Origin of the sequence: Rathayibacter sp. AY1G1, from assembly GCF_002932095.1 — a bacterium.
GTDB lineage: Bacteria > Actinomycetota > Actinomycetes > Actinomycetales > Microbacteriaceae > Rathayibacter.
The window spans coordinates 53,062-65,381 of record NZ_PSUZ01000023.1 but is presented as its reverse complement, the minus strand read 5'-3'; the positions used below and the strand labels follow the sequence as shown (position 1 = coordinate 65,381).

The following is a 12,320-nucleotide window of genomic DNA, read 5'->3' as shown; positions in this document are numbered from 1 at the left end:
CGGGGCGCTCGGCGTCACACCGCTGCGCGCGACGTTCGGAGAGGTGGTGTTCGTCGGAGCGGAGGTCAGCTGGCTCCTCCCCGCGGGCGTGCTCCTCGGGGGACCGGTTGCGGAGGTGCGCGGCTCCCGGGCTTCGCGGCTCCCGACCTGAGCGGCTCCTGGCCGCACGTCTCCCCGCCCTAGCCAGGCTCCGGGGCCGCGTGTAGACTCGCTCGGTCGGCTCTTGACACCGTGCGTTCTCGTGCGGATGGGTTTGTTAGTCAAGTGGGCCGAGTCTCCGACAGTCGTCGTGAGACGAATCACATGTGTGAATCGGCCCCGGTCAATGACTCGCCCGGGTTCTCCCCCTGCTGCCCCGCAGCAGTCCAGCGCACGGACGCCCCTCACGACGGGGCTCCTCCGGCGTTGCCTCCTCGCGCACGACCTGAACCCAGGAAGAACTGCCATGCCCAAGAACAAGAAGCCCGCCGGCGGACGTCCGGCCAAGAACTTCGAGCCCAACCGCTTCGGCGCCTCGAGCGGCAAGTCCCAACTCGGCGGCCGCTCGCGCTTCCCCGGCGCCAAGCCGGGCTCGCGCAGCGAGGGCCACCGCGGATTCCGCGCCGTCGACGAGAACGCCCCCAAGAAGGCGCGCTGGAACGCCGACGAGCGCGCCGAGCGCGCCGATCGGCCCGCCCGCGGGAACGACCGCGACGAGCGGCCCTCTCGCGGCTACGACCGCGACGCGCGTCCGGCGCGCTCGAACGACCGTGACGAGCGTCCGGTCCGCGGGTACGACCGCGACGAGCGTCCGGTCCGCGGGTACGACCGCGACGCACGCCCGGCGCGCTCGAACGACCGCGACGAGCGTCCGGCGCGATCCTTCGATCGCAGTGACCGTCCGGCCCGTTCCTTCGACCGCAATGCGCGTCCGGCGCGCTCGAACGATCGCGACGAGCGTCCGGCGCGTTCCTACGGGCGCGATGAGCGTCCGGCGCGTTCCTTCGATCGCAGTGACCGTCCGGCCCGTTCCTTCGACCGCGATGCGCGTCCGGCGCGCTCGAACGATCGCGACGAGCGTCCGGCGCGTTCCTACGGGCGCGATGAGCGTCCGGCGCGTTCCTTCGACCGGAGCGACCGCCCGGCCCGTTCCTTCGACCGCGATGCGCGTCCGGCCCGCTCGAACGACCGCGACGACCGTCCGGCCCGCTCCTACGGACGCGACGACCGGCCCGCCCGTACCGGCGACCGCGACGAGCGCCCCTCGCGCGGCTACGACCGCACCGAGCGTCCCGCCCGCTCGTTCGACCGCAGCGACCGTCCGGCCCGCTCCTTCGACCGGGATGCGCGTCCCTCGCGCGGCCACGACCGCGGCGACCGCCCGACCCGTTCGTTCGACCGCGACTCCCGGCCCTCGCGCCGCGACTCCGGCTCGGACTTCTACCCCAGCCGCGACGCCCGTGCGCCGCACCAGGCCGACGACGTCGTGCTCGAGCGCCTCGAGGCGACGGCCACTCTCGCCGTCGACGTCGAGGGCGTCACCTTCGGCGACCTCGGCCTGGGAGGGAACATCGTCCGGATGCTGACCGAGCTCGGAGCGGCCGCGCCGTTCCCGATCCAGGCCGCGACCATCCCCGAGGTGCTCGCCGGCAAGGACGTCCTCGGACGCGGCAAGACCGGCTCCGGCAAGACCATCGCCTTCGGCGCCCCCGTCGTCGAGCGCCTGATGGAGAACAACGGAGCGAAGGGCCGCAAGCCGGGCCGCGCTCCGCGCGCGCTCATCCTCGCGCCGACCCGCGAGCTCGCCATGCAGATCGACCGGACCATCCAGCCGATCGCCCGCTCCGTCGGCCTGTTCACGACGACCATCTACGGCGGCGTCCCCCAGTACAAGCAGGTCGGAGCCCTCCAGCGCGGAGTCGACATCGTCATCGCGACGCCGGGCCGCCTCGAGGACCTCGTCGAGCAGGGGCGCCTCGACCTCTCGAACATCACCATCACGGTGCTCGACGAGGCCGACCACATGTGCGACCTCGGCTTCCTCGAGCCCGTGCAGCGCATCCTCCGTCAGACCGCCGACGGCGGCCAGCGGCTGCTGTTCTCGGCCACGCTCGACAAGGGCGTCGCGACGCTCGTCGACGAGTTCCTGGTCGAGCCGAGCGTCCACGAGGTCGCCGGCGAGGACCAGGCGTCCTCGACCATCGACCACCGCGTGCTCCTGATCGAGCACCGCGACAAGGCCGAGATCATCGAGCAGCTCGCCGCCCGCCAGGGCAAGACGCTGATCTTCGCCCGTACCCGCGCGTTCGCGGAGCAGCTCGCGGAGCAGCTCGACCACGCGGACATCCCCGCGACGAGCCTCCACGGCGACCTCAACCAGTCGCGCCGCACCCGCAACCTCGCGCTGCTCACCAGTGGACGCGTCGACGTGCTGGTCGCGACCGATGTGGCCGCGCGCGGCATCCACGTCGACGACATCGACCTGGTGATCCAGGCCGACGCTCCCGACGAGTACAAGACGTACCTCCACCGCTCCGGCCGCACCGGCCGCGCGGGCAAGACGGGCACGGTCGTGACGCTCATCACGCGCAACCGCCGCCGCCGCATGGAGGAGCTGCTCGACCGGGCCGAGATCGAGGCCGAGATGATCGAGGCCCGCCCCGGCGACCGCGTCCTGCGCGAGATCAGCGCCCCGGCCGAGTAGCCGCCGACCGCACGACGACGAGGCGCGGACCCCTGCATCGGGGTCCGCGCCTCGTGTCGTTCGTGGTGGGTTCTGTGGTGCGGCGTGACGGCGAGTGCCGGGTCGTGGTGACCCTCCGACTCCGCACTACGCAGGGCTCCGCGCTGTGCGGCTTCCCGTGGGGCGGCGCTGCGTTGCGCGGCTCTGCGCTGGACGACTCTGTGCCGGACGACTCTGCAGTGTCCGGCTTCGCGGAGGGCTTCTGCACGCACGAACGCCGAAGGGCGGACACCTCGCGGTGCCCGCCCTTCGGCGTGTTCACCGGCCGGAGCCGGTGAGGGGAATTAGCTGGCCGGGGGGGTCAGCACGGTGTCGATGAGGTAGACGGTCGCGTTGGCGGTCTGGACGCCACCGCAGATGACGGACGCGTCGTTGACCTTCAGGTCGTCGCCGGAACCGGTGACGGTGAGGTTGCCACCCTGGACAGTGGCGTGGTCGCCGGCGATCGCGTCAGGGGCGATCTGGCCGGGGACGACGTGGTAGGTCAGGATCGAGGACAGCGTGGCGGCGCCCTCGGGGGTCTTGAGGGAGTCGACGGTCGCGGCGTCGAGCTTGGCGAACGCGTCGTCGACCGGGGCGAAGACGGTGAACTCGCCGCTGTTCAGCGTGTCGACGAGGTTGACGTCGGGGTTGAGGCCACCGGAGATCGCAGCGGTCAGGGTGGTGAGCAGCGGGTTGTTCGACGCGGCGGTCGCAACGGGGTCGAGCGACATGCCCTCGACCGAGCCGGCGCCGTCCGGGACCTGCTCGGCGTAGGCGGCACAGCCGGGGCCGACGAGGTTCGCGGCCGGGTCCATGGTCGCCATGGGGGTCGAGGAGGCGGAGGCCGACGAGGTGGCCATCGGGGTCGACATCTCGGTCGCCGCGTCGCTGGCGGCGGTGGTCGAGCCGCTTCCGCTCGAGCAGGCGGTGAGGCCGAGGGCGGCGGTGCCCAGCAGGGCGAATGCGGCGAGGGCGGAACGCTTGGTGGATCGCATGGGATTACTCCTTCGTGAGACGGCCCCCACGTGATGCGGAGGACCTGTTCTGTGTGGACCGTGTCGCGGCCGTTGACATGTGTTCGGAGCCCTCCCTGCGGGGGTTTGGATTTCTTTCGGTGATCTAGGTAACGGCTTCGTAACGGCAGGGAACCGGGACGGCGGGGAGCTGCTCCGCCGCGTCGATTACCCTGGAGACGTCGCGCGCACGCGTCGACGCGACGACGAGAGGACGGGCGAGTGCAGACCCGAGGTGCACGAGTGGCTCGCGGCGTCGCCGCCGCTCTCGCCGCGACCGCCACGGCCGCCGCCTCCCACACGGTCGCGGGCGCCGAGACCCCCACTCCTGCCGTGCTCGCCCTCGCCGCGGCGTTCGCCGTCGTCGTCTGCGTCCTCCTCTCGGGGCGCCGTCTGTCCCTTCCCCGGCTGACGCTCTCCGTGCTCCTCAGCCAGATCGCGTACCACGGCCTCTTCCTCATCACGGGCAGCGGTGGGGAGGTGAGCGTGGTCGGGACGACGGGCACCGGCGCGCACTTCCACGACGGGTCGACCATCGAGCTGATCGCCGGCGGAGGCGGACACGCGGCTCACGCGCCGGTGATGCTCCTCGCCCACCTCGCTGCGGCTGCCTTCACGATCGCGGCGTTCCGGTACGGCGAGCGCCTCTTCTGGACGCTGGGAGCAGGCCTCCAGCGCGTCGTCGTACGGATCGTCGCCCGCGCGTCCGCGGTCGCGCTCCCGTCGGTCCCCTGCGTCTCGATGACGGGCACCCCCGAGCCGCGGGCGCCCCGATCCCTCGACGCGGTCCTCTCGATCCTCCGGCACCGCGGGCCGCCGCTGCGGGTCCTCCGCGCCGCCTGACGCCCCTCCCGTGTGGGAGCGGCTCCGGTCGGCGCCCCCGCACGCACCGCGGACCCGCGCTGCGTCCAGAACTCCCGGCCCCGCGCCGGATCTCCCCCGAGGACACGACCGTCATGACCCGTTCTTCTTCTTCTTCTTCCTTCTCGCGGCTCCGCCTCGTCGGCAGCGGCGCACTCGTCGCCGCCGGATCGATCGCGCTCGCTGTCGCCGCGCCCACTGCGGCCAGCGCCCACGTGACCGCGGCGGCGAGCAGCACCGCCGCCGGCTCGTACACGGTGGTGACGTTCTCGCTGGCCCACGGCTGCGAGGGCTCGCCGACGACGGGACTCACGATCACGATGCCCGACGGCATCAACTCGGTCAGCCCGACGATCAACCCGAACTGGGACGTCGTGAAGAACGAGGTCGCAATCGCCGACCCGGTCACCGACTCCCACGGGAACACCGCGACCAAGCGGGTCTCGGACGTGGTCTACACGGCGAAGACGCCCCTCGCCGACGGCTACCGCGACACCGTCGCCCTCCAGCTTCAGCTCCCCGAGGACGCAGCCGGCTCCACGCTGGAGTTCCCCGTGCTGCAGACGTGCGAGACCGGCAGCACCGCCTGGGACCAGCCGACCGTCGACGGCCAGGACGAGCCCGAGCTGCCCGCTCCCACCGTCGCGGTGACCGCGGCGGAAGCGGGGTCCGGCCACGGGGGCGGACACGACGACGACGGCGACGGTGACGACGCGGTCGCGACCACCGCCTCGGCGACGACGGCCACGAGCGGCGACGACGTGCTCGCCCGCATCCTCGGAGTCGGCGGGCTCGTCGTCGGCGCGGTCGGCGTGGCCGTCGGGCTCGCCTCCCGCCGCCGCGGACCCCGGGCGTCGGCGTGACCCGTCGGAAGGCCCTCGTCGCCGTTACCGCGATCGGGCTGCTCGGCTCGATCGCGGTGGCGGCGCCCGCCAGCGCGCACAACTACCTCGTCTCGACGACTCCCGCTGCGGACTCGACCGTGACGGAGCAGCCGGGAACGCTGGTGCTGACGACGAACGACGACCTGCTCGTCCTCGGGACGGACGGAACGGCGGCGGCTCTGCGCGTCGTCGGGCCGGACGGGCTCTACTACGGCGACGGCTGCGTCAGCGTCGTCGGGCCGGAAGCGTCGATGCCGCTCGAGCTCGGCGCGGCGGGGGAGTACGAGGTGACCTGGCAGGTCGTGTCGACCGACGGGCACCCCGTGTCGGGCCAATACGCGTTCGACTGGGCGCCGGCCGACGGGACCGCGCTCGCCGACGGGTCGGACTCGGTCCCGGACTGCAACGGCACCGTCGCGGTCTCAGGAGGACAGGCCGAGTCCGCCGACGAAGCGCAGGCGACGTCCGGATCGGACCCGGCACTCCTCGGGGACGTCCTGTGGATCGGCGGCGCTCTCGCCGCGGTCGCCGCCGCCATCGGAGTGACGCTCCTCGTGCTGCGACGGCGACCCCGCGACTGAGGCTCGTGAGCCTCCTGGGGTGGCGGTCGGTCAGTTCAGGAGGCTCGCGAGGGGCCCTTCACCGAGACCGGTGAGGACGGCCGCCGCGTCCTCGTAGACGGCGACGGCTCCGGCCTCGCGGAGTTCGTGCTCCGAGGTTCCGCCGGAGAGGACTCCGACCGTTGCCAGGCCCGCGCGCTCGGCGGCCAGGACGTCCCAGGTCGCGTCGCCGACCATGACGGCGCGGTCGACGGAGACACCCGCGCGGTCGAGCGCGATAGAGATCAGGTCGGGTGCTGGCTTGGCGGTGGAGACGTCGGCGCCGCTGGTGACAGCGTGGACGGACCCGCCGAAGTCGAGGACGTCGAGAAGCACGTCCAGCTCGTTCTGCGGTGCCGAGGTGGCGAGGACGACGTGGACGCCTCGACCGACGAGCGTCGCGACGAGCTCGCGAGCTCCCGGAAGTGGAACGATGCGTGCTGTCGTCTCGGCGTAGTTCTTGGTGTGCAGCGACTTCACCAGTGCGCGCTGCTCCTCCTTCACTTCGTCCTCGAGGAGCATGTCGAGCAGCTCCGACGAGTCTGCGCCGATCGCTCGTTGGATGCGCCAGGCGGGCACGACGAGGTCGGCCTGCCAGAAGGCGCGCGACCACGCCTCGACGTGGAGGAAGTTCGTGTCGGCGAGGGTCCCGTCGATGTCGAAGAGCACCGCGGAGGTCCCCGTCGTCGCGTCTTTCCTGTCCTTCGTTCCTGCCATGTCGCTGCCCCTCTTGTCGCTTCCGCGCCTATCGGCCCGTGCCGTCCACGCTACGCGGGCGCGCCGAAGCGGGCCCGCCCCTTGACCTGCCCGTCCACGCCACCCGACCTGCCCCTTGTCACGGCCCGCCGGTCCCGGTCGGATCGTGTCCGCCCTCCGTCCCGTTCCCCGGCTCCCCGGGCCGGGTGACATGCTGCCGTCCCGTCGGGCTCGTCCAGTGCAGCGTGCCGTCCGGCTCCTGCCGGTGGGTCCACCCCGTGGTGTGGCGGAGCCGGTGGTGGTGTCGGCAGAGGTGTGCGAGGTTGTCGACCGACGTGGTGCCTCCGTGCTGCCAGTCATTCGTGTGGTCGACGTCCGCGTGGCGGGTGCTGCGGGTGCATCCCGGGAACCGGCAGGTCCCGTCGCGGTGCTGGAGGTGGCGACGCAGGTCCGCCGGCACTCGGTAGGAGTCGCGTCCGACGGAGAGGACCGCTCCGCTCTCCGGATGGGTGAGCAGCCGCGTGAACGAGGGAGCACCTGCTGTGAGACGCCGCGCGGTCTCCGGATCGACGGGTCCGTATCCGTCGAGGACGGCGGGCTGGTCGGACCGCCCGAGAAGGGTCAGCGCCGGCACGGTCACCGCGACTTCGGCGCGCACTCCCGCCGGCATCGACGTGCCGTCTCCGTCGGCCGATGTCTCCCCGTCGACCAGCAGCGCAGCGGCGATGTCTGCGCGGAGCTGGCCCAGCGTCCGCTCCTCGTCCGGCAGATCCGCGAGGGAGCGGGCGGCCCGGTCGATCCTGTCCATCGCGCCGAGCACATCGGGAGCTGCGGTGTAGAGGTGCAGGATCGCCATCCCGTCGTCGAGGCCCTCCACCCAGAGCGCGCGACGACGGGCGCAGTCCCGATGACGTTCGCTGAGCGTCTGCGGGTGCAGCCGTTCCCGGAGCGACCGGAGGGCGCGTCGCAGCTGGGGCGGCGTGCAGGCGACCGCGATCGTCGCGGCCTCCTCGTCGAAGCGCCCACGGACCTCGGCGGGGACGTCGAGCGCTCCTCGCACCACGAGTCGCGCGTGCTCGGGGGAGAGCGCTCCGTCCGCGAGTGCGCGCAACGTCGCCGGGAGGTCGTTCACCAGCAGGCGTGCCTCGTCGACCAGTGCAGAGGCGTGCGCCTCCGAGACCCGGAGTCCCGTCGCGAGCTCCGCGATCAGCGCCCGGTGCGCCGCCTCCGCCCGATCCACCTGCACCTGGACGTGCTCGCCGACGAGCGCCGCGGGTGCCGCCATCGCGAGGCGGCGTGCCTCCTCGACTGCCCGGTACCGGGATGCCTCGACGGCGGACCGCTCAGCGTGCCGTGAGCCGGCGAGCGCGAGCGCCTCCGTGAGTGCGTCGTCTACTGTCGCCGATTCCTTCATGCCCTGATCTCAGCGGACGAAGTCTCGTCGTGGACCTCGGGACCGCCGTTCCATCGGACAGCATCGCGAAGAGCCGCCTGTGGAGGAGCGTTCCCGCCCCCCTCACACCTTCCGCGGCACCGTGAACACGGTCTCCACTCCCGCCGAGTACAGCACCGAGTCCGGCGCGCGCGTCGCCAGCCCGGGGAAGCCCGCGGCGTCGAGCAGCCCGTCGTCGAGCGCCAGCAGCTCCGCGCGGCGCAGCGGCCACGGCCGGTGCAGGTTGCGGCCGTACCAGGTGGAGCCCAGGTGGCGCTCGTGGTAGGCCCAGCGTGCGGTGAGGAACGAGGCGAGCGGGTCCTCGCCGACCGGGTCGCCCGGGCGGACGACGATCCGGGAGCGGGCGGCCGAGTCCGAGTGCCGGATCGTGTCGTAGATCACCGCGCCGTGGCGGTGCTCGATGCTCATCCGGGCCCAGCGGTAGGGGAGCCCGAACACCGCCTGCGCGGTGAGCACGGGAAGGAGGTGGGAGGCGTCGAGCGAGACGAACACGACTCCGCGTCGTCCCTGCTCGTCGACGGAGTAGAGCCGGACGTTCACCTCGGGGAAGGTGCCGAGCCAGGGCACCCGCGGGCCGCCGAGGAAGGCCGTCCGCGAGAGCCGGAACGGGATCAGGCCCACCCAGGAGGAACCGTCGTGCTCGTCGGGCCTCGTCCCGGCCGGGAGGTGGGGCGCCACCAGGGCGGGGTCGACCCGCCAGTGCAGGAACGTCGCCTCGGTCCAGCGCTGTTTCAGGATGCGCGGTCCGCCGAGCGCGGGCGCGGAACGGGTGACGGGTTCGACGGATCTCACGCGCCCATCGTGCTCCGATGTGCTGCGAGCTCGCCCGTGCAGGCGCGCTCAACGGCGTGCGACGAGTGCCTTCAGTGTCTCCAGCACCAGGGCCACCGGTGCGGAAGAGGCGGCGGAGTTGCGCACGACGGCCTCGAGGGAGCGGACGGGCCGGGGACGGACGACGGGCACGGCGCGGACGCCGTCCGGCAGGCGGTGGGCCGCGAGCTCCGGCAGGACCGTCACTCCCATGCCCGCGGCGACGAACGCGGCGGCGGTGATGTGGTCGTTCGCCTGGACGTGGAAGGGCGGCGCGAACCCGGCGGCGGCGCAGGCGTCCACGACGTTCCGGCGGCACCAGCCGGTGGGCAGGTCGTTGTCGACCCAGCGCTCGTTCGCGAGCTCGGCGAGGTCGATCTCGCTCCGGGAGGCGAGCGGATGACCGTCGGGCAGGACGACGAGGTAGGGGTCGTCGAGGAGGTGGTGCGCCGTGAATCCGGGGGCGGTCGGCTCGGAGGAGGCGACGAGGAGCTGCACGTCGGGGCGCGCGCCGAGGTCGTCGTCGAGCTCCTCTCCCAGGCGCAGGTCGAGGGCGAGGCCCGGGAACGCGGCGCTCAGCCGGCGGGCGACCTCCGGCATCCAGGCGCTGCCGACGGAGGCGAAGTACGTCACCGAGAGGCGGCCGGAGCGGCCCTCGCGCAGCTCCTCCACCACGGCCTCCGCTTCGGCGAGGCGCTCGAGGACGCGGTCCGCCTGGGCGGCGAGGGCGCGTCCGGCGGGGGTCGGGCGGACGCCGCGGCCCACCCGCTCCAGCAGGGTCAGTCCGGTCTCGCGCTGCAGAGCGGAGAGGTGCTGGCTGACGGCGGAGGACGTGTAGCCGAGGCCGGAGGCGGCTCCCACGATCGAGCCGGAGGCGACGACGGAGCGGAGGATGCGGAGCCGGTGCACGTCGAGCATGAGACGACCGTACAGTCCGGCTGAACGATCCGACAGTGAACGGAACTGGTGCTGAATCCCCGGCAGCGCCACGATGGCCTCATGACCGACGTCTCCTCCTCCGCCCCGCCCTCCACGAGGGACGCCCTCCTGCTGTGGGGCGCGATCGCGGTCACCGTCCTGCTCTGGGCGTCGGCCTTCGTCGGCATCCGCGCCACGACGGAGGACTTCGGCCCGGGCGCGCTGACCCTCGGCCGCATCGTGGTCGGGTCGCTCGCGCTCACGGTCGTCCGCGTCGTCCTCACCGCCCGGAGGCGACGCTCGGAGGCGGCTCCGGATCCGCGCACGGCGGTCCCGCGCGGGCGCCTCCTCCTGCTCGTGCTGGGCTGGGGGGTCGCCTGGTTCGGGGTCTACAACCTGGCGTTGAACGCTGCGGAGCGGCACGTCGACGCGGGAACGGCGGCGCTGCTGGTGAACATCGCGCCGATGATCACCGCCGTGCTCGCCGGGCTGCTGCTGGGGGAGGGGTTCCCCCGCCGTCTCCTCGCCGGGATGCTCGTGGCGCTGACCGGCGTCGCGGTGATCGCGTTCTCCACCTCCACCGGGCAGTTCGACGTGATCGGCGTCGCCCTCGGCCTGGTCGCCGCCGTCGTCTACGGCAGCGCGGCGACCCTGCAGAAGCGCCTGCTGGGACGGATCGACGCACCGACGATGACCTGGCTCGGCTGCCTCGCCGGCACGGTCGCGTGCCTGCCCTTCGCCCCGGAGCTCGTCGAGGCGCTCGCCGCCGCTCCGCTCTCCTCGATCCTGGCCGTGGTCTACCTCGGGATCTTCCCGACTGCCGTCGCCTTCACGACGTGGGGGTACGTCCTCGCGCGCTCCAGCGCGGGTCGCACCGCGGCGTCCACCTACGCGGTGCCCGCGGTGGTCGTGCTGCTGTCCTGGCTCGTCCTGGGCGAGACCCCGCCGCTCGCCGCGCTGCTCGGAGGCGCGCTCGCCCTGGCCGGAGTCGCGGTGGCGACGCTGCGGAGGCGCCCGAAGGCGGTCTGACCGGCGGCGGATGCTCCTCCACAGCCGCCCGATCGCGTCGAGTCCTCGGACGAGGCGGCTCGCGGGGATCCCGCGGGAGGGCCCGGGATATGCTGGGCGGACGTTCATCCCAGTCGGCGCCGAGCGCCAGGAACGGTGAGGATCCCGATGACCGAGGCCCTGCAGCCGCCCGTCCAGAACGCCCTCTCGCTCACGCCTCCGGAGCCGGTGGCAGCGGTGCCGACCACCTCGGCGCCGTCGATCGCGCCGAAGGTGCCGGAAGCCGCCCTGCCCGGCCTCGAGGCGAAGGTCGACGGCTACCTCGACACGCTCCTGGCGACGGAGTCCCGCAGCCCCGAGTTCGCGACGCGGGCCAACGACATCCGCACGATGGGCGACGCCGACATCCGCTCGGCCGCCGACTCGTCGAACCGGCTGCTGAGCACGCCGGTGCGCGCCCTCCAGGAGGGCGGGCTCTCCGAGGGGTCGACCATCGGCAAGACGCTGCTCGAGCTGCGCCGCACGGTGGAGGATCTGGACCCGTCCGAGGACAACCTGCAGAAGAAGATCCTGGGCTTCATCCCGTTCGGCAACAAGATCACCGACTACTTCCGCCGCTACGAGAGCGCCCAGTCGCACCTGAACGCGATCATCCAGGCCCTGTACGACGGGCAGGACGAGCTGCGGAAGGACAACGCGGCCCTGAATCTCGAGAAGCAGAACCTCTGGGAGACGATGACCCGTCTCAACGAGTACATCTACGTCGCCGAGCGGCTCGACGTGAAGCTCTCGGCGAAGATCGCCGAGCTCGACGCAACCGATCCGGAGCGGGCGAAGGCGCTGCGCGAGGACGTCCTCTTCTACGCGCGCCAGAAGCACCAGGACCTGCTGACCCAGCTGGCCGTGTCGATCCAGGGCTACCTCGCGATCGACGTCGTCATCAAGAACAACGTCGAGCTGATCAAGGGCGTCGACCGCGCGACGACCACGACCGTCTCGGCGCTGCGCACGGCGGTCATCGTGGCGCAGGCGCTCGCCAACCAGCGCCTCGTGCTCGATCAGATCACGGCGCTGAACACCACGACGTCCAACATGATCGAGGCCACCTCGCGCATGCTCGCCGACCAGTCCGCCTCGATCCAGTCGCAGGCCGCCTCGGCCACGGTCGGACTGCCGCAGCTGCAGGCCGCGTTCGCGAACATCTACCAGACGATGGACTCGATCTCGGACTTCAAGATCAAGGCGCTCGACAGCATGGCCCAGACCGTCGGAGTCCTGCAGACCGAGACGGCGAAGGCCGGCGAGTACGTCGAGCGGGCCCGCCGCAGCAACTCGGACATCGACGCGACGTCCTCGCTCGATCTCGGCCGCTAG

11 protein-coding genes are annotated in these 12,320 nt (G+C 72.4%); 6 read left to right on the top strand and 5 right to left on the bottom strand.

Features of this window, described 5'->3' with window-relative positions; all coding sequences use genetic code 11:
- Positions 1–445 precede the first annotated feature (445 nt).
- Positions 446–2,683: a DEAD/DEAH box helicase gene (locus C5C36_RS13270; protein WP_104309873.1), complete on the top strand. Its 2,238-nt coding sequence runs from the start codon at positions 446–448 to the stop codon at positions 2,681–2,683.
- Positions 2,684–3,006: 323 nt separating this feature from the next.
- Here C5C36_RS13270 and C5C36_RS13260 read toward each other — a convergent pair whose 3' ends face one another.
- Entirely contained in the window at positions 3,007–3,699 is a 693-nt protein-coding gene (locus C5C36_RS13260) for a fasciclin domain-containing protein (protein WP_104246890.1), read from the bottom strand.
- Positions 3,700–3,960: 261 nt separating this feature from the next.
- Between C5C36_RS13260 and C5C36_RS13255 the strand changes: the two genes are divergently transcribed.
- From C5C36_RS13255 to C5C36_RS13245, 3 genes are all read left to right on the top strand, one after another.
- Positions 3,961–4,560 (top strand): hypothetical protein, encoded by a 600-nt coding sequence (locus C5C36_RS13255; protein WP_104309872.1) that lies wholly within the window; start codon positions 3,961–3,963, stop codon positions 4,558–4,560.
- A gap of 113 nt (positions 4,561–4,673) precedes the next feature.
- Complete coding sequence (locus C5C36_RS13250; RefSeq protein ID WP_104267143.1) at positions 4,674–5,441, top strand: YcnI family protein; 768 nt, start codon at positions 4,674–4,676, stop codon at positions 5,439–5,441.
- Positions 5,438–6,043 carry a copper resistance CopC family protein gene (locus C5C36_RS13245; RefSeq protein ID WP_104223827.1) on the top strand — a complete coding sequence of 202 codons (606 nt, stop codon included), beginning with the start codon at positions 5,438–5,440 and terminating at the stop codon, positions 6,041–6,043. Before C5C36_RS13250 ends, C5C36_RS13245 begins: the two co-directional genes overlap by 4 nt.
- Before the next feature lie 30 nt (positions 6,044–6,073).
- Here the strand turns inward: C5C36_RS13245 and C5C36_RS13240 are convergent, their stop codons facing one another.
- From C5C36_RS13240 to C5C36_RS13225, 4 genes are all read right to left on the bottom strand, one after another.
- Positions 6,074–6,778 (bottom strand): HAD family hydrolase, encoded by a 705-nt coding sequence (locus C5C36_RS13240; RefSeq protein ID WP_104223828.1) that lies wholly within the window; start codon positions 6,776–6,778, stop codon positions 6,074–6,076.
- 118 nt (positions 6,779–6,896) lie between these two features.
- Positions 6,897–8,171 (bottom strand): HNH endonuclease signature motif containing protein, encoded by a 1,275-nt coding sequence (locus tag C5C36_RS13235; RefSeq protein WP_104309871.1) that lies wholly within the window; start codon positions 8,169–8,171, stop codon positions 6,897–6,899.
- Positions 8,172–8,273: 102 nt separating this feature from the next.
- Entirely contained in the window at positions 8,274–9,002 is a 729-nt protein-coding gene (locus C5C36_RS13230) for a YqjF family protein (RefSeq protein ID WP_104226183.1), read from the bottom strand.
- A gap of 48 nt (positions 9,003–9,050) precedes the next feature.
- A complete protein-coding gene (locus C5C36_RS13225) occupies positions 9,051–9,938 on the bottom strand; it encodes a LysR family transcriptional regulator (protein WP_104309870.1) in 888 nt (295 codons plus the stop codon).
- A gap of 81 nt (positions 9,939–10,019) precedes the next feature.
- Between C5C36_RS13225 and C5C36_RS13220 the strand changes: the two genes are divergently transcribed.
- Positions 10,020–10,967 carry a DMT family transporter gene (locus tag C5C36_RS13220; RefSeq protein WP_104249861.1) on the top strand — a complete coding sequence of 316 codons (948 nt, stop codon included), beginning with the start codon at positions 10,020–10,022 and terminating at the stop codon, positions 10,965–10,967.
- A gap of 147 nt (positions 10,968–11,114) precedes the next feature.
- Positions 11,115–12,320 carry a toxic anion resistance protein gene (locus C5C36_RS13215; RefSeq protein ID WP_104223833.1) on the top strand — a complete coding sequence of 402 codons (1,206 nt, stop codon included), beginning with the start codon at positions 11,115–11,117 and terminating at the stop codon, positions 12,318–12,320.

Coding starts and splice junctions, on each gene's coding strand:
- C5C36_RS13270 (WP_104309873.1), top strand. CDS start 446: ATGCCCAAGAACAAGAAGCCCGCCGGCGGACGTCCGGCCAAGAACTTC.
- C5C36_RS13235 (WP_104309871.1), bottom strand. CDS start 8,171: ATGAAGGAATCGGCGACAGTAGACGACGCACTCACGGAGGCGCTCGCG.
- C5C36_RS13220 (WP_104249861.1), top strand. CDS start 10,020: ATGACCGACGTCTCCTCCTCCGCCCCGCCCTCCACGAGGGACGCCCTC.
- C5C36_RS13260 (WP_104246890.1), bottom strand. CDS start 3,699: ATGCGATCCACCAAGCGTTCCGCCCTCGCCGCATTCGCCCTGCTGGGC.
- C5C36_RS13240 (WP_104223828.1), bottom strand. CDS start 6,778: ATGGCAGGAACGAAGGACAGGAAAGACGCGACGACGGGGACCTCCGCG.
- C5C36_RS13215 (WP_104223833.1), top strand. CDS start 11,115: ATGACCGAGGCCCTGCAGCCGCCCGTCCAGAACGCCCTCTCGCTCACG.
- C5C36_RS13250 (WP_104267143.1), top strand. CDS start 4,674: ATGACCCGTTCTTCTTCTTCTTCTTCCTTCTCGCGGCTCCGCCTCGTC.
- C5C36_RS13225 (WP_104309870.1), bottom strand. CDS start 9,938: ATGCTCGACGTGCACCGGCTCCGCATCCTCCGCTCCGTCGTCGCCTCC.